Annotated in this window: 16 protein-coding genes; 10 read left to right on the top strand and 6 right to left on the bottom strand. The window is 33.5% G+C overall.

The genetic code is table 11. The features are described 5' to 3' along the window. Positions 1 to 7: 7 nt before the first annotated feature. The 3 genes from EZ449_RS04860 to EZ449_RS04850 form a co-directional block, all read right to left on the bottom strand. On the bottom strand, positions 8 to 709 hold the full coding sequence (locus EZ449_RS04860; RefSeq protein WP_165499697.1) for a hypothetical protein: 702 nt from the start codon (positions 707 to 709) through the stop codon (positions 8 to 10). A 37-nt stretch (positions 710 to 746) separates the two neighbouring features. Then, positions 747 to 1232: a hypothetical protein gene (locus tag EZ449_RS04855; protein ID WP_131556843.1), complete on the bottom strand. Its 486-nt coding sequence runs from the start codon at positions 1230 to 1232 to the stop codon at positions 747 to 749. Positions 1233 to 1293: 61 nt separating this feature from the next. Continuing rightward, the gene (locus EZ449_RS04850) at positions 1294 to 1983 is read right to left on the bottom strand and encodes a HEPN domain-containing protein (RefSeq protein ID WP_165499696.1); all 690 of its coding nucleotides are present in this window, start codon (positions 1981 to 1983) and stop codon (positions 1294 to 1296) included. A 314-nt stretch (positions 1984 to 2297) separates the two neighbouring features. Between EZ449_RS04850 and EZ449_RS04845 the strand changes: the two genes are divergently transcribed. From EZ449_RS04845 to EZ449_RS04815, 7 genes are all read left to right on the top strand, one after another. Continuing rightward, complete coding sequence (locus EZ449_RS04845) at positions 2298 to 2708, top strand: helix-turn-helix domain-containing protein (protein WP_131556841.1); 411 nt, start codon at positions 2298 to 2300, stop codon at positions 2706 to 2708. A gap of 204 nt (positions 2709 to 2912) precedes the next feature. Continuing rightward, positions 2913 to 6350 carry a hypothetical protein gene (locus EZ449_RS04840; protein ID WP_131556840.1) on the top strand — a complete coding sequence of 1146 codons (3438 nt, stop codon included), beginning with the start codon at positions 2913 to 2915 and terminating at the stop codon, positions 6348 to 6350. Further along, positions 6347 to 6787, top strand: a complete 441-nt coding sequence (locus EZ449_RS04835) for a response regulator (RefSeq protein ID WP_131556839.1) — start codon at positions 6347 to 6349, stop codon at positions 6785 to 6787. Before EZ449_RS04840 ends, EZ449_RS04835 begins: the two co-directional genes overlap by 4 nt. After that, the gene (locus EZ449_RS04830; protein ID WP_131556838.1) at positions 6788 to 8014 is read left to right on the top strand and encodes a phosphorylase family protein; all 1227 of its coding nucleotides are present in this window, start codon (positions 6788 to 6790) and stop codon (positions 8012 to 8014) included. A 470-nt stretch (positions 8015 to 8484) separates the two neighbouring features. Beyond that, on the top strand, positions 8485 to 10845 hold the full coding sequence (locus tag EZ449_RS04825; protein ID WP_131556837.1) for an N-6 DNA methylase: 2361 nt from the start codon (positions 8485 to 8487) through the stop codon (positions 10843 to 10845). Positions 10846 to 10848: 3 nt separating this feature from the next. Further along, the gene (locus EZ449_RS04820) at positions 10849 to 11550 is read left to right on the top strand and encodes a hypothetical protein (protein ID WP_131556836.1); all 702 of its coding nucleotides are present in this window, start codon (positions 10849 to 10851) and stop codon (positions 11548 to 11550) included. Positions 11551 to 12000: 450 nt separating this feature from the next. Beyond that, positions 12001 to 13173, top strand: a complete 1173-nt coding sequence (locus tag EZ449_RS04815) for a tetratricopeptide repeat protein (protein WP_131556835.1) — start codon at positions 12001 to 12003, stop codon at positions 13171 to 13173. Positions 13174 to 13322: 149 nt separating this feature from the next. Here the strand turns inward: EZ449_RS04815 and EZ449_RS04810 are convergent, their stop codons facing one another. From EZ449_RS04810 to EZ449_RS04800, 3 genes are all read right to left on the bottom strand, one after another. Beyond that, positions 13323 to 14003, bottom strand: a complete 681-nt coding sequence (locus EZ449_RS04810) for a hypothetical protein (RefSeq protein ID WP_131556834.1) — start codon at positions 14001 to 14003, stop codon at positions 13323 to 13325. Positions 14004 to 14103: 100 nt separating this feature from the next. Next, the gene (locus EZ449_RS04805; RefSeq protein ID WP_131556833.1) at positions 14104 to 14691 is read right to left on the bottom strand and encodes a Crp/Fnr family transcriptional regulator; all 588 of its coding nucleotides are present in this window, start codon (positions 14689 to 14691) and stop codon (positions 14104 to 14106) included. Positions 14692 to 14718: 27 nt separating this feature from the next. Further along, positions 14719 to 15150, bottom strand: a complete 432-nt coding sequence (locus EZ449_RS04800) for a DUF1304 family protein (RefSeq protein WP_131556832.1) — start codon at positions 15148 to 15150, stop codon at positions 14719 to 14721. A gap of 146 nt (positions 15151 to 15296) precedes the next feature. On the opposite strand from EZ449_RS04800, the gene EZ449_RS04795 reads away from it, so the two are divergent. From EZ449_RS04795 to EZ449_RS04785, 3 genes are all read left to right on the top strand, one after another. Then, positions 15297 to 15653 (top strand): winged helix-turn-helix transcriptional regulator, encoded by a 357-nt coding sequence (locus EZ449_RS04795; RefSeq protein WP_131556831.1) that lies wholly within the window; start codon positions 15297 to 15299, stop codon positions 15651 to 15653. Between the two features lie 245 nt (positions 15654 to 15898). Next, entirely contained in the window at positions 15899 to 16540 is a 642-nt protein-coding gene (locus tag EZ449_RS04790) for a ligand-binding sensor domain-containing protein (protein ID WP_131556830.1), read from the top strand. A gap of 65 nt (positions 16541 to 16605) precedes the next feature. After that, positions 16606 to 17952, top strand: a complete 1347-nt coding sequence (locus tag EZ449_RS04785) for a BNR repeat-containing protein (protein ID WP_225872234.1) — start codon at positions 16606 to 16608, stop codon at positions 17950 to 17952. The last annotated feature ends 1 nt before the right edge of the window (position 17953 follow it).

Below are 17953 nucleotides of genomic sequence, written 5' to 3'. Positions count from 1 at the left end.
TGTAGGACTATCTTTTGGTTAAGCCATAGGTTTGCTCAATTTGTTGAACAAAGGGCTTCAAGTGGGATTCATAATGTTTCTTGAGTATCGGCAATCGAAAACTTATTTTTGAGAAATAAAATACAAGTTCTGCATCGGCCATTGATGCAAAAAGATAAAATTCCATTGGGTCCTTTTCTGAGGCAGCAAAAAAGAACATGTTAAAAATCGGAGCAAAATTGGAGAGCTTGCCATTAACCATAAATTTAAGGTCAAGGAAATAGTATTCTCCTTTGTCAATCAGAAAAAATTTCAGTTGAGGTATATCACTCGCAACCTGACAGAATCGAATATCTTTTTTTGTCGGCTTTCCTTTTATGTATCTTAAGCCATAAATCCATTGATAGCACATGAACCGTTCATTCATAAGTTGTGGAAGTGCACTTTTCCAGAGATCAAACTGTAATTTTTTTCTTTCGGAAAAAGTTCTGTGATAATTTTCATCTTTATGGTTTTTAGTTTGAAAGTAAAAAGAGTTCTCCCACATTTCTTCGCAGATGTCGTTCAAAATAAGCTGCGCTGAATTGAGTTCCAGATCGTCTGATGTTGTTTTACTGTTTAGGTATGTCAATAATGATTTAAAATTTATTTTGTCATTATTTAGGGTTGCTGTAAAAGGAATGATTAAGGGCAATTCTTTTTCTTCATTGTATTTCTCGTGTAGATTCAAAGGATCTAAAATGCAATATGCGATAACCGGTGTGAAATTATCTATACGAATCCGATAATTGTGGCTCAATGAAAATATTGGTTCTTGCCTCGTTTTCTAATGGAACAAGTGGAAGCGAAACGCCTGGTTTAAAAAGATTCCTAAATGGATCTTTTAGTTTAATGGTTAGCCCCTTGCTATCGCTCGCGATTTTCAGATATTTCGAAGTTCCATTATCAGCATCCAAGAAATCCGGATAGTAATAGTCCTCAAAGCTTTTTTCATGATAAAACCATAAATATTTATTTAGAAAAAAGTAGGCATATCTGCTTAAATAAAATTCATCTGTATCCACGCTGCAGCTGATAAGTAAATGATCCTGTGTTACCCTCAGGTATACGAATTCTGTATCTTCTTTTCCGATACTGATCGAGGAGGTAAGTATCTCGTTAACAAAACCCAAATGTTTTACGTTGACAGAAAGGTAGCCGCGTTTTGGTGACCTGAATTCTGATAATGAATCCAGGGTTTTTCTTTCTAGCAATCGGGTTGGATTTTTGAACGGGAGTTTAAAAAACCTGTAAAAAGGTATGTCGGGAATTAAATTATTCAAAACCTACCTCTATTTCTTTTTGCAGCTCATTCTGCAATTTAAATTCATCTATTTTATTGGTGCAAATCTCTTTTGTGAGTTTGAAAAATGCATATGCTTTTGATATAAGTTTATCCGCATCTTCCGAATCAACTTTAAATGTATCCTTATATCTTGCCTGGGAATAGCTCCTTAGTAAAATTTCAAATAATGATAGATCATCCTTTGTAGTTCTAAAAAGATTAGAAAGTTCTTCTGAGAAGCAACAGCAGAGATCGAGTTGACGGCCTAAGTGATGAATATCTGACCTGTAAGCGAGATGTTCCCTTATCAATGCAATGGTGCATTGTTCAATGACCTGGTGGGTCAAAAAAACTGCAATAGCATAATGTTGATTAGCATAACTATCTTCTGCAGCATCTAAAAATCCCTGAGCCAATTTTATCCGATGTTCAAAATGCTTTTTGGCCTTTTCAAAGTTTTGGCTGGGATCAAATTCGATTTCGGTGTCCTGCGCCAGGACTCCAGTATTATTATAGAGAAGCCTCCCTTGGTTTAATATCGTAATGAAAAACCTGTTGTTTTTTTTGATACGCTCCTTAATGGTTTCATTTCCATGAGAAAGTATGGTAATCTTACCTTCATTAAATTTGGATCTGCAAAAATCCTGGGCTTCGTGCTCATTCCTAGTTGAGCTTTCCATTATCATTAGCAGAAAGTAATGTGGCTCATTTTTATCTAGGCTAGTCGTAAATCATCCTAAACGATTATCGGATTTTATGATTCTGCAAAATGAATAAATTTTCAATGGCTCAAATTTCTTTACCAGTAATTCAATAAATACATTTAGTTGGTTCGAAATGATTTGGGAGGGGCTTAAAGTAGCTACTGTCATGGCATTTTTGATTTGTTTTCTCTAATTTCTAAATCAATATCGCCGTACCGAACCATAACAAGTTGTTTAATACACTAGACTAGTTGTTTTTTACCAAAGGAAAATTTAGATATATTTGGAATATGGAAACCTCAGAAAAAAACAATCGCATGCATTTAGGACGAAAAATTAGTCGTTTAAGGGAATTGAGAGGTATGAAGCAAGACGCATTGGCTTCAGAATTGGGGATCAGCCAACAATCTGTTAGCAAACTTGAACAGAGCGAGGTCATAGAAGATTCTACTCTAGAGAAAATTGCTTTAGTTTTGGGGGTTCCTGCTGATTCGATTAGAAATTTCGATGAAGAAAAAATGATCTATAATATTCAGAATAACTACGAAAATTCAAATAACACTGGTGCGAATATTGGCTATCAAGTTACTTTCAATCCCCTTGAAAAAGTGATAGAGTTGTACGAAGAAAATAGAAAACTCTATGAAAAATTATTGGCTAGCGAAAAGGAAAAAGTTGAAATATTGAAAGCAAGAGAATAATTTCAAGAGGATAATATCTAAAGCCGTCTCTATAGATATAAGTCTCTCTTTGTCAAATTTTATTGCACAATTTAAAAAGATTAAATTTTTTCGCTTCAAAAGTAGCTAGGTTCGCTGTTTTCTGCATATCATTCCAAAAAAACTGTTATACATGCTTAAATTTTTTATTTTGGGCTTCTAAGTAATACCCTAACGCACTTCTCAATGTCTAAGACCTATCAACAATTTAAAACATTACTGTTTAATCCCAAAACGAATAAAAAAGCACTATTTAATAATTTAAAGCTTAAGTATACTTTCAAGGAACAACAAACAATCGTTCGGGAACTTCCTAAAAGTTTTATGACCTTTATTGTAGGTAATTGCCTATTGAAAGAAAAGGTTAACCTAGGTTTAGGCGGTAATACATTAGATTGTGATTATGAAATTCATTTAAATTGGTTTTGCCTACAAATAGATCATTTCTCATCAGAGATAAACAAGTTCCTAGCTTTGCGTGATGAATTTGAAAAAAAGTTTTTACTTGGAGAATATGAAGAATCTGCGGAAATTATTAGAAAGATAAATAGCTCCATTAGCTATTCAAATTGGTCGATTGAAAATGAATTTTTACAGGTTCAGTTCCAAAAAGGACTTGAGTTTAATTTTAAACTTTTAAATGCTTCACAAAAAATTCCAGTAACTGACAGTGGTTTCTTTTTTTTACTTCATTTTTTTAGTTCAAAAGTTGAGGAAGACATATCTTATTTTAATTATCAAACAAAACTAACTAGCTCCTATATCGGAGTACCAGATCACTATATAAATTTCTTCAACTATCGCTTAAATCCACTAAACTATTCGTTCAATGATTTAAATGGACTGTTTTCAGTGTGTTCCAACTATTCAGTTGTTGATAAATATCTATTAATACGTGATGTTCTTGTGCACTTATCGGGAAGTGAACGATCTAATGGAGAACATGCTTTATGTCTTGAAAAATGTTGTTTCTTGAATAAGAAAATTGATGATCCTTTGCTAACTAAAATCATTGGTTTGTTAGATGATGAAAAAGAAGAAGTCATAGTGGACAATGAAAAAATAGACCTTTTAGATCTTTACACTGAAGGTAAATACTATGAAGTCATTATTTTAGGGAAGATCTATTTGCTTGAATGTCCTAATGAGTTTAGCGTGCTGGAGTTATATGTCAAATCTCATATTCATTTGCAGATTGAATTACAAGCAGTCTCCGTAAATGATTCATTTTTGAATAGCATTTCCAAGCTTCTCTTTGCATATTTAACAAAGAAAGAAGATCCGAATGAAAAATTTGTTGATTTGTTAACTCAGGCTAATGTAGTATCTAATTTTGACTTTTCTCAAGAGCTTGTGTCTTTTCTAGAACGAAATATAAAAGTCGAATATTTTAATGAAAATAACCGAGCATTTTGTTATTCAAAATCTTACAATCCCTTAAATTTCGGTGCCTTAAAAGGTTTGGATAAGCAGAAAAAATACTTGCTATTAGGCAAACCGACTTCACTAACTCAAGATTTCTTCTTATCGTTGATTAACGATTCTAACAACGAAAAATTTAAAGGAAAGATTCCAAAATATCGACATTATTATTATAAAGCATTAACTTATTTCGTTAAAAATGACTTTCAGGCTGCTAAGGTTGCATTAGAGAAAATCATAAAACAAAATCAGCATTTAGGTTTTCAATATGAGCTTATTGTGCTTTGTTTATTTAAGTGCTACGTTAATCTTGAAGATTTCAATTCAGCTATAAATCTTTATGTCGAAACTTATTTGATGAATGAGAAACTTGTCCTCACAATCGATTGTACAAAGGCAGTTGATGATATTGTAAAGCAAAGATTTAGGAACGTTTTTCATAGCAATGTTAATTTTCCAATTTTTATGTACCTAAGTGCTAATGAGGCACATGTAAAATTTATTGCCTATGATTTATTTATGAGATCAGTCAAGGCTAATAGACCAACTGAATTATTTAGCCTACTACCTCGTATTGGCGAAGCTGAGATGCATTTTTTGCGATTAGTATCTAATTCAAAAATTATATCAAGAAAAGCTGTGGTTTTTAAAAACTCGCTACAGGTTATTAAAGAACGAATAGAAATTTGTCAGGCGCTTTCTAAAATTGATATTAAAAATCTTACAGAGTATAGCAAAGAGATTTCGGAATTGACAAAAAGGCTAACGGTTCAGCAAAGAATAAAAGAAATAGATCAAAGTATGATATACGTTGATGAGAATGGTATTATTGGTCATGAATTAAGCGAAATTAATAAAGGATTTAATAGATTTAGGAATATTTCGGAATTAATGAATTTAAAAAACATAGATGCTACCGGGATAAGCTATGATGCATTACTTGATTTAATGGTCGGAAATATTGACACTGATACCTACAAGAAATCAATACGAAAAACAGATATACATTTTGAATTATTTATACAGTTGTTTATTCAAGTTAGAGACAAATTTCTGTTTAGCAACTACTATGGTTTGGATTACTATTTAAGTCAACGCATCAGACATGGGACAATAATTGGTCAGCTGAGAAAGCCATTTCAAGAGCTTAACTTAGTTACTTCGAAAAGCTCAGAAGATGGTGATTATTTGCCAAGCACTTTTTGGTCAGTGCATCAACTTGGCCTTGAAGGTGATATAAAAGAAAAATTCGAAGCCAGAATGGCTGTGTTTTCAGCAAATATAGATGCTTTTATTTCTGAACTTAAAGACCGCTTCATCCAGATAAAAACTGAGGATGCGAAAACGGTGCAATCAGGCTGGTTTGGTTATATGTATATTCCACAATGGCATAAGGATGTGCTGTATTCTATATTTATAGCAAAAATTCAACTGATAACAGATTTTAACGAGTTTGTAAACAGTATTTTTGAAATCCTTTGGGATATGACAGCCCAAAACTTGAAACGTATTCGAACAGAAATTGATGAAGAAGTAAAGTTTATGCTAATTAGCTATTTAGATGAGCTAGAAGCGGATTTGACAGATCTTCTGGATAGATCACAGTCCACTAAATTGATGAAAAATATTGCAGATTGTCGTACTAATACACAATCAGGTGTGGATGTGGTAATTAGATGGTTCAATCGAAGTAAGAATGATGAAATCGATTTCACACTCGCCGACGCATTTAATACAAGCTTACAAATCGTTAACAATATCAATAGCCCTTTTTTGATCTTTTTTTCAGAGTCATTAGAAACTGAAACAATGTTCAAAGGGGCATATTTTACGCATTTTGTCGATTTGTTAAAAATATTCATAACTAACATTTTTAACTACTTCAAGGAAAATAATTTGCTTTCTCAACCTGCAGAGGTTAAATTTCATTTAGAACAGGAAATTTTAATAATTGATTTCATAAACCCTTTAGCTGGTGAGAATTTAGATTCTAATCTAGAAAAGAAAATGGATGAGATCAAATTAGCCTTATTATCAACAAATTATACTGCTATCCGAGGGGAAGGTAAATCGGGTTTTTATAAAGCTAATAATATTTTAAAAAATGTCTTTCGAGATAAGTCAAACGAAATTGTTTTCGATTTACACGACAATACATTCAATGTCAAGCTTATCATATCTGTAAATAATCTTCTTGTATGAAAATTCTAATTGTTGAAAATGATACCAATAAATCATCTGTAGTAGAATTATTTTTACTGACAGACTTAGATATTTCTCCAGAAGAGCTAGTGATAAAAAGATCTTTTCAAAGTGGACTAGAGGCAATTTTGGATAATAGATATGATTTATTAATATTAGATATGAGCTTGCCAACATTCGATATTACAGACTTCGATGACGGAGGCGAAACACTTGATCGCGGAGGAGAAATTATTCTTCAAGAAATGGAAAGGGAAAATATTTCAATTCCTTCACTAATATTAACTCAATATGAAGATTTTGGAGGTGTTTCGCTCTCTAAGATTGACGACAACCTATTTAATGAATTTCCAACTTTCTACTTAGGATGTATCTATTACAACTCGTCGCAGACTCAATGGCAAACAGAACTTAAATCCAAAATTAAAGCATTATAAATGATTTCTATACTAATTGTTGATGATAATAGTTTGAAGGTAGCGGACATTAAACGAGTACTCTTCGAATATCCAGAAATTAAAAACAAAATTGATGTCGTCGCTGACACCAATAACGCCAGGAGGCTTCTAGAGGAGAATAAATATGATTTATTAATCTTGGACCTCGTTCTTCCAAATGACTTCGGAGATACCGAGACTCCGGAAAACGGCATTGATTTCTTAAATGAAATAAAACTCGATCCAAATAAAAAGTGCCCTTTTCACATCCTTGGTATTTCAGGAAAGCCTGAGTACATTAGTCAGTATTCAAAAGATTTTAGTAAAAATCTATGGTTTTTAATTGAGTATCAAAAAGATATTGAAACTTGGAAAGAACTTCTAAGGAACAAGATAGAATACCTAATTGATTCCAAAAAAGAAATCCAAGTTGACGCGCTCAAGGAATATGACTTTGATATAGCGATTATAACGGCTTTAGACAAGGAATTGAAAAAAGTTCTTTCGTTAGATTGGAAATTTAAAGCTCATCCAATGGCCAATGATCAAACTGGATTCTACATTGGTCAATTCGAAAAAGGTAACAAAACTATTAGAATTGTTGCTGCGTGTACGCCGCAAATGGGAATGTGTGCGGCTTCAACTCTTTCAATGAAACTTATACATCATTTTCGGCCAAGATATATAATTATGTCAGGAATCGCGGCTGGAATCAAAGGGGAAGTAAACCTCGGAGATATAATGATTGCTGAAGAAATTTGGGATGCATCTAGCGGCAAAATTAAGGGAGATAAAGAGAAAGGTAATTTATTTCTCCCGGACCCAAAGCATAAAACTTTGAATGAAGACATTAAAGAGCTACTCTTAGACATAAAGCGAAACCGAAAATATATAGATAAGATTAGAGAGAATTACCCTTCTACACCGCCAGCTACTGCACTAAATATACATATCGGGCCTATGGCGTCAGTACCTGCAGTGATTCAATCCAATCAGGAAATAGATAGAATAAAGGCTCAAAGTAGGAAGCTTATAGGTGTGGAAATGGAGAGTTATGGTGTGTTTTATAGTGCTGCACATGCACAAAAGCCGAAGCCACTAGCAATATCAATTAAATCAGCGTGCGATTTTGCTAATGAAGAAAAGGAGGACTCTGTCCAAGATTACGCAGCTTACACCAGTGCCTCTTTTATGTACGACTTGGTCACTAATGAACTTCCTCTTTGATGTAATTAAACATAATGTGGAAAAATTTAAAGAGATCTTTCTTATATTAAATACATTGTTAGCTCGAGTTAATTTCATTTCAAAAAACAAAATTGTTTACAATACAACGAAAAAGAAATTTATATAGCAGATTAAATACAATGGTTAATTGCTTTTTATCTGAGCTGAAGTTAAATAATGGAAATGTTTCGCTTGCAGAAGATGCCAAAAAAAGAATCCATGGCTCAAAAACTGTGGTTTAAAAGCTATAATTGTAAGTTTTGTCGGGCTCGCTTATAAACGTAAGCTATTGTATATGAATATTTTGCGGGGGCCTTTGTTTTCTTACACGCTTATTTACTTACACAATTGTATTTGTGATATCTTTAAAAATTGGTTTTTTGCTAAAATTTTTAGTAATTTTAATTTTTCTACTTTAATTACAATGATAGTTTAGTAAATACATATTAAAAATGCATTTTTGAAAACTAATGATAAACCTGTCTGAAACGCTAATCTGGAAGCAAAAATTTGGATTATTGCCAATACATCTTCGTCCGCTGTTAAATGATTCAACATTTGTTTTGTTAAATGGGGGCAGTGGCGATTTTTGTCTTCAAACTAATGGTGCTGATAACACAAAGCTCGATTATTATTCTAAATCATGGTCAAGTAATACTAAGAATTATTTAGTGCTCGATAATGAATTAGTTAAGATTTTCAATTGGGTAAAAAATGAATATGAGGAAATACCTCAAAATGTTGTAGTAGCGAATTTTGATAAATTTTATCATTATTTACTCTCAAATAGTCGTAAGTCTGATAAAGATGTAGTTCCTTTTATCATTGATATATTTAGACAGCTACGTAATCTGACTCAGGAGAAAACAAATCCTGTTGAAGCCTTAAATTTATTATTCCTTCTTCTCAGCAGTCTAGAAGATGATTATTTTACTATTGATAAGAGCAAATGGAACTTAAATGATGTAAACATACCAGATAACTTTGGGTTTTTTGTAGACAAGATAAATACAGGTATAAATAGTATTAAACCAGAACTTGATTTAATAATACGTCATTCAGCTGGTATTCTATTTCAGGAAGCTCAAAAGGAAGTTTTCTTTTTTAGTACACAAAGGGATCTGTTCGGTGGTATTTCAAATAAGCTAGAAACTGTAAATTTATCTTATTCAAGTATCCATTATACACCACCTTATGTCTCAAGGACCATTGTAGAAAATGCATTACGTCAGCTTGATTTATCTAAAAGCAAGCTTAAGATATTAGACCCCTCTTGTGGCTCTTCGGAATTCTTGGTTGAAACATTAAAACAATTAAGGGAGTTAAATTTTTCAGGAAACTTAGAAATTATTGGATGGGATTCCTCGGAGACGGCAATAAATACTTCAAATTTCTTGCTAAAATATGAACAAAGAACAATATGGAAAGATAGATTAGAATTTAATTTCACCATTGTGGAGGATTCTCTAATGGTTTCTTGGGATACGGATTATGATTTAATTTTGATGAATCCGCCATTCGTGTCTTGGGAATTATTGACAAGTATGTCGGCAAAAGATGCTGTTCAGGAAGCATTAGGTAACAATTTTATAGGCAAACCAAATCAAGCGAGTGCTTTTTTTTATAAATCGGTTCAATCTTTAAATAATGGTGGAGTAATTGGCTGCGTAATTCCGTCCTCATTACTCAGTCTAGATTCTTACAAAAAACTTAGGGATGAAGTCAATGAGCTGATTTCTTTTTCTCTAGTTGGGAAGTTGGGTAATTTTGTTTTTGAAGATGCATTGACCGATGTAAGTTTATTAATAGGTTATAAACCAAGAAAGGTTTCTATGCCTACTATTCTTTGGACACAGAATGAAAAAGGAGTAGTTCAAGAGGCGCTTAGAGATTTGAGAAAAATGTACTATTCGAATGAATTAAGCGTGAATACTAGTTCGTATAGTATTTTCCAACCTTTAAAGTTTCCGATAATAAAGGATTCTTGGAAACCTGTGTCTTCAGAAGAACATGAACTGTTGACGAGCTTGGATATACTGGTTGCCGAAAAACGACTGAGTACAGTAGGTGAAATTTTTAAAGTACAACAAGGAATTAGGCAAGGAGTCAAAAATGTTTTCAAAATTACCGAACTTGAATATTTGGATTTATCAACTAAGGAGAAAACATATTTTCGCTTAGTTGCTGATAATGAAACAATAAAGGATGGACAATTTCATTATCAAAAGACCTTTATTTGGTACCCTTATGATAAGGATGGAATGCTCTTAAAAGATGAAAAAGTTCTCGAAAAGAATGCGCCATTTTTTTTCGCTTCAAAACTAGAGCCTAATCGTACATTGCTTAAAAAGCGATCAGGAATTTCTGAATGGTGGGGACTAACCAGGCCAAGAAATTGGCAGTTCGAAAAACAACCGAAAATTATTTCTGCTGAATTTGGGAGTTCAAATTCGTTTGCATACGATAAAACAGGACGTTATGTCGTTGAAAGAGGAAATGCCTGGATTTTAAATGATTTCTCAAATGAAAATGACTATTATTTTTATTTGTCTATTTTTTCTAGTTCCTTTTTTGATAGACTCTTATCTATATATTCAAAACAATTGGCGGGGGGAAACTGGTATGATTTAGGTAAGATGTATACAAATCAAATACCTCTACCTAAAATTCTAAAATCTGAAGAGTTTTCTGAGGATTTAAATAAAATACATATTAATTCACCAATATACTCTCGTCTAGTTGAGTTTGGTATCCAGATATCTGAAGATATCTATTTTGATAAAAGACGATTAGACGAATGGATACAACAGTATATATACCCTGTTCAATAAATAATGGATCTTCTTGTTAGTAACATTGAAAAATTAATTCAGGATTATTTTCCTGATAAAGCTTTTATTAAAAAGGATGGATTCGGCCTTTACAGATTGGTTTCTAGCAATACTAGCGAGGCAAAGGATCTGCACAAAAATTATTTAGAGGATACAAAAGTTGTTAAATGGTATTTTGATTACTGGATTAAAATCATCATTCAATTCACTAAAATAGATGTTGAAACTAGTTATACAAATCAAAGTGGAATAGCCAAGAAAGATTACTTGGCACGCCTTTCAAAAAATAATCTCGAGTTAAATAAAATATTTTTCGAAACAAATATTTCTTTATCTCTCTTCAAAGGAGAGTATGATGTTCAGTCAAAATTTCAGCTATTTCGAGCGGAATGGGATAGTTATGAAAGTATTCAAAACAAGCACCCACAGCCACATTGGCAATTTTATCAGTTAAACGAATATCAAGAAAAATTAAGCTTGGAATTTTCCAATCAAAATTTTTTATCTAGTATTAGTGTTCCTAATGGTTTCAACGAATTTTTGAATAATAAATTTGACTTCAAAAAATTTCATTTTGCAATGAATGGAAATTGGACTAATGATGAAAGTCATATCCATAATTTAAACAGTGAACAAAAAATAATCAAGTGGTTACCTGGACTTTTGTCTCACTTAAAAGCTCAAGTAGAGTACTTAGAACAATAAGACGAGGCAATGAGCAGATTATTACTAAACGTAAAATAAAGGGATAATTTTGGATAATACAAGATGTTATTAATAAAACTATCTGTCTTGCTTTCTTGAAGAAGTATTGTTAATTTTGATAATAATTGTTGTTCTTATATAGATTTATTGGTGTGCATTTAGAGCGCATTATATTTTGTGATTTTTAACTTGTTGTTAAATAGGTACATATACGGGGTGGTTCGAGTCCCGTCCATTCCGCAACAAAAGCCTTAACTTGAAAAAGTTAAGGCTTTTTTGCTTTTAGAGCATCTTGGAAAAAATCAAAATTTTCGTAAAATCATCGTTTTAAAATTGAGCGTACATCAAGCTGCGAAAAATCGGGCTAACATTTGTTTGATTTTTTTCCGATATTAAGAAATCTTAGTTTTATATCTTTATTTTTATAATATTTATGAAAATAATGCTCTCATGAACTTACTAGTAATCTTTATCTTATTCTTTTTTTTGATTGCAATTACCGCTAAGATAATTACAATTACCCACGAGATTGGACATGCCATACCTGGTCTAATATTCTCTAAAGGAATTGTGACTGTATATATTGGATCTTATGGTGAAGAAAACGAATCTCTCAAACTCATAATTGGGAGATTGCATTTTTGGATTAGGTATAATGTATTTAAATGGAAAGGAGGGCTGTGTAAACTTACAGATGTAGATATATCATTAAATAAACAACTCATATTTATTTTAATGGGGCCGATTTTGCCGTTTTTCTTAGGTTTAGCTATTTCATTTTCATCAATTTATTTAGATTGGCATGGAGGAATAAAATTAGCCTCTTCCATATTTCTTGGCGTTGCTATTTTTGGCTTATACGCGAGCTTAGTACCATCTAAAAATTCAGTAGAGACTGTGGATGGCGAATTATTACAAAACGATGGTTCTGCCTTTAGAAAAATACTTCGCCTGAAAAGGCTTCCTTTGGCAGTTCAAAATGCTGTCATGTTATTCTATACTAAAAAATATGCTGAGGCTGGAGCAATTTTTAGTTCCATTATTTTGAGAGATTTTCGCGAACCTGAGCTATTTAAATTTGCGATTTCGTCTCACATAATGGTTAAAAACTTTACTGAAGCTAAAATAATATCTGATGAATTCCAGTCGCTTTTCCAATTCGACGCAGATGACTTTTCAAATGCCGGATTGATCTATTCATCATTGGAATTATATGAAATGGCGATTGATTTCTATAAGCGTTCTCTAGAATCGGAGCCCAACCATAAATATACTTTAAACAATTTTGGCTATGTTTTAAACAATATTAAGGAATACCATAGCGCCATTTTACTGTTTAATAGAGCAATAAAAATTGATCCCCTATTTGCCTATCCATATAATAATAGAGGCCTGTCTAAAATATTGCTAGGAGATTATGAGGCTGGAGTAACAGATATTAATTATTCGCTAAGTCTTGAGGGGCTTAATGCATATGCTATCAGAAATAAGGGAATTTATTACATGAGAAGTAAAAACTATCTTGAAGCCTTAAATTTATTTGAGAAAGCAAAAGATATAGATGAAACTACTCCTCACGTAGATTCGTATATCGCAATGGCTAAACTTGAAATGTTGTCGTAGTGGCTTACTAATAGGACTTAAAATAGTTGCTCTATTCCTGGGTTAAAGGCTCCTTCGTTTTCATAAATTTGACAACAGTGTCCAGTATTTGCTCTTAACATTTTCTGGCATCAAGTTCAGCATCCAATTTGGATTAATTACATATTAAATCAATTTCGACTATTTTTTATAAGCTGTTTTATGGCGGCTACAGTTGATAGCATTACCAATGGAACTAGCAGAGCAGGTAGTAATACAAACGGGAAATATCCAAGGGCTATGTTGGGTTGCTCGAAACCAAATTGTATAAACCTTGCAGGCAAAGAAAGTAGTGCAGCAGATACCACGTTTAGCAGCAAAGCAAGACAGATTAAATTCCACGCGATGATGACCTTTTTACTTAATGTCTTCTTTACAAATCCAAAATAATATATAAGAGGTGCTGATATTCCCGAAAGGATATCGAAATTCCTGCCATGGAATGTCATAGCTTCAGGAACTGAGTTGTTAATGAATAGCCAGAATAATACAATTTCTACAGGAATTCTAATAACATGAAGAATGGTTAGCATGGGCAGGTTTAATCCATCCAAAAAGGCTCTGCCACTTTTGGTTACTAATCTAGATACGAGAAAAAGTAACGGGGGTAAAATTAAAAGGGGAAACCGGGCAGTCATGGTATTGGGGTTGCTGTAAAATCCGGAAATGCCCAAAGCCGACTGAATAATTATCCACGCAATTAACCCTAATAGAAAAGGCTTTGAATAATTGGTAGCTTTATAAAATAACCAGATGGTAAATATTACCGTAGCACCAAATGTTAAGTAAACATAAGTTTGTAAATGTTCCATTTTTTTGTTGTTTTAATACAACACAAAGGAAGCTATGATTACCCTAAACCAGCTTGCCATTTGATAGGAAACGACTTGCCAAATGGCAAGAAATCAAATGCTATTTTTTAGCAAACTCTTTTCTTATGCGGCTTAGCGAAGTATCAGTAACACCAAGATAAGAGGCTATGTGTTTTAATTGGGCATGTTGAAAAATCTCACTGTTATGCGATACGAGGTTTGCATAACGTTCTTCTGCACTTTTATTGATCATAGCCAAGGTTCGTTGTTTGTAGGCCACAAATTCCCTTACAAGCATTCCTCTCGCAAACTCCCTGAATTCGGGTACTGAATGAAAAAGCAGATTTAGCTTTTCAAAGTTGGTGGCATACACCTTACAATCGCTAATCGCCTGTAAATATTCTGTGGAAGGCTCGCGTAGGAAAAACGAAGAAGCTTCAAATGCTACCCTTCCAGCGGGGTAAAAAAAGGTAGTAATCTCGTTGCCCTCAGAATCAAAAGTAAAAGCCCTGATAAATCCTTCGGCCAAATAGTAATAGTCGCTAACCTTTCCCTGCTTTAAAAGGTATTCATTTCTTGAAAACTCAATTTCTTCAAAGTGTGCTGCAATGGTATCTAGCCCCGTTTGCGTTACACTTATATTTGGAATGTTTGTTTTGATAAAATTGATAAGCTGTTCTTTTCCCATCAGCACAATATAAATTGAAAATTTGGTTTAATCTTTATGGAGAGTTGAATGTTTAAACAAGGGATAAATATTTAAAAAGGCAATAGCAGCGGGAATGGCCTGCAAGCATGCGAGTAAATAAGCATTTGAAGTAACCGCCAATACCAAACCTGCGCCCACTGCAGCAAAGCAGACCAATAAAATAAGTGCATAGCCAACTGACTTAATTTTCTGCTGATATAATCCAGCAATCCCACCAATAACGAAAAACAGATTGTAGAAACCTTGATTGATGAATAGTTTCTTTAACACCAAGGCGTGCATTTCATATCCTAAACTTGCAGGTGGGTTGTTGAACCAATCCAACAGCAAATTATGTACAAAAGGCTGCATCCAAAAAATCGCTTCTAAAATAAAGAACATGAAAAAATCGAAGATTACAAAAACAACCAAAGCCCTCGTGAAACGTGTTAGGTACATAATTTTTTTATCGTTAAAATGAAATACAAATATTCAATATTAAAGGAGCATTTATAAGTAGGGTTAAAATTGTCATGTACTGATAATTTTAACCCTACAGCAAATAAAGTTTATTGGTTATGTTTGAATATTAAAATCTTCCAAAGATGTACGAAAAGAAAATACCTAAAGACCTTACATGCGGATTAAATATTGCCATCGAAGTGATTGGTGGAAAATGGAAAGCTAATTTGCTGGCAAATATCAACAAAGGGATAAAACGTCCGTCGGAATTGCATAAATCCATTCCACAGGCATCTGTAAGGGTTTTAAACCAGCAGCTTTCAGAATTGGAATTTCATGGAATAGTAGAAAAGAAGATTCATAACATCCTACCTCCAAAAGTAGAGTATTCATTAACCAAAGGTGGTGAAAGTATTTTAGAGGTTTTATATGCCATGAAGGGTTGGGGTGAAAGTTACAAAAAAACCTTCCATCAACTGATAAAACAAAAAGAAGCTTAAGAAGTTCGGCATTGTAAATCTTTGTAGTTCAGCTTCTAGGTCATTATATGATGAGGAAAATTGTTCAATATGTTCACCCTTAAAAAAGTTCACTATCCTTTTTACCGCTTCCAAAAATTCGCCAATAGTAACCGCATAATTGCTTATAACATTTTCTGGCAGCAACTTCAGCCTCGAATTTGGATTAATTACGTACTTTAGCTTCATAACCAAATTACATTTTATCATCCCATTTAGTAGCATGTATGCCCAAAGCTGTACGTTTGTTTGTATGTTTTCTTTTTGCCTATTCTGCATCCTGGGGGCAAGTTAGTCCAACAGTAATAAAATGCCTTGGAGTAGAAGATGGCCTATCAAATAACGTAGTTAACTCCCTTTATCACCATTGCTTTGGTTTTATGTGGATGGGCACTTACGACGGCTATAATTTCAAGATCTATAGAAATAAATGGAACGAAAATAATTCCTTAATCTACAACCATATTACGGCTCTTGATGGAGATGGAAAAGATCGGATCTGGATTGGCACGCAAAAGGGAATTTCAGTTTTCGATTATGCAGATTCTAAAATACACCCTGTAATTTATCAGGCTGGCAAAAAGAAAATCAAAATTACGGCTACAAATGGTTTATTTAACTTCGATAAAAACTCTTCACTCATCACTAAAGTTCCTTTTAAGCTGAGTAGTGAAAATGTAATGGGTTTAAGTTTGGATAAGGATCAAAAGCTTTGGATTGCTACAAATGGCGGCGGCTTAAGCGTTTGGAATCCTAAATTTAATCGGTACAAAAACTATGTTCGCAATGCAGAGGATCCAAATTCCTTAACCAGTAATTTTGTTAGCAGTATTTTAAAGGATAAATTTTATGAATACGCCCCCTATTAAATATCACTTAGCCCCCTATCTAAATGCTTAAAAATAGTGTACTTAGAAAACCAAACATACGAGGTGTGAGCATCCAACAAATCGATTTAAACTACAGGCAGATCTTTTCTAAAAGCATATTTTTTATGTTGAGCTTTAGCTGTTTCGTAAGTTTTGCTCAAGTAAAAAATCCAACAACAATAGCCCAAAATGGATGGGCAAACAATTCGGTCAATGCAGTCATCTTTCGGAAAAACGCTTTGGTTACTTTCCAGAATATTCAATACGCAGCTTTTTATGATGATGAGCAATTTGTGGTGCTTGCCAAAAGAAAATTGGGTACCGAAAACTGGGATGTAAAAAGAAGTCAGTATAAAGGCGATGCTACCGATGCACATAAATCGATCAGCATTTCTATTGATGGCAATGGATTTCTGCATTTGGCTTGGGGGCAACACAACAATAAATTAAACTACGCCAAAAGCATAAATGCTGGCTCACTAGAAATGGGCGCTAAACAATCCATGCTTTCGCTTAAAGAGGATAAAGTAACTTATCCAGAATTTTATAAACTCAGCAATGGCGATCTCTTGTTCTTTTACAGAGATGGTGGATCTGGCAACGGAAATTTGATGATTAACCGCTACGAATTAAAAACCCAAGAATGGGTTAGGGTTCAGGATGGATTAATTGATGGCGAGGGCAAAAGAAATGCTTACTGGCAAACTACTGTAGATGAAAAAGGTAGCTTGCATCTTTCATGGGTTTGGAGAGAAAGCCCTGATGTGGCCAGCAACCACGATCTTTGTTACGCAAAATCATCGGATGGTGGTAAAACGTGGCAAAAATCTACAGGTGAAATCTACAGCTTGCCAATCAACGCTGGCAATGCAGAATACGCATTACGCATTCCTCAAAAAAGCGAATTGATCAATCAAACTTCCATGTTTGCGAAATCTACTGGCGAGGTTTTTATAGCTTCTTACTGGCATGATGAAAACAATCCCATTCCTCAATACCACATCGTTTACAACAACAATGGCGAATGGAAAGTAAACAACTTAGGATTCAGAAAGACTGCCTTTTCATTAAGCGGTACTGGAACAAAGCGAATTCCCGTTTCTCGTCCGCAGATTGTAACCTGGAAAGATGGAAAAGACCAGGCAGCAGGATTAATTTTTCGTGATGCCGAAAGAGACAATAAGATTTCTTTAGCATTGACTAAAAACATTGCAGGTAAGGAATGGAACATTACCGATTTAACTAACGAAAGTGTTGGAGATTGGGAGCCGACCTATGACACCGAGCTTTGGAATAAAAAGGGAGTTTTAAATCTGTTTGTGCAAAAAGTAACTCAGGTAGATGGTGAGGGCAAAGCAAATGCAGGAGCAACAAAAGTGCAAGTGCTGGAATGGAAACCAAAAAATAAGTAAC

It is taken from the genome of Pedobacter frigidisoli, assembly GCF_004331675.1.
Lineage (GTDB): Bacteria > Bacteroidota > Bacteroidia > Sphingobacteriales > Sphingobacteriaceae > Pedobacter > Pedobacter frigidisoli.
Note: the sequence above shows the minus strand (reverse complement) of the source record. Positions and strands in the feature narration are given on the sequence as shown.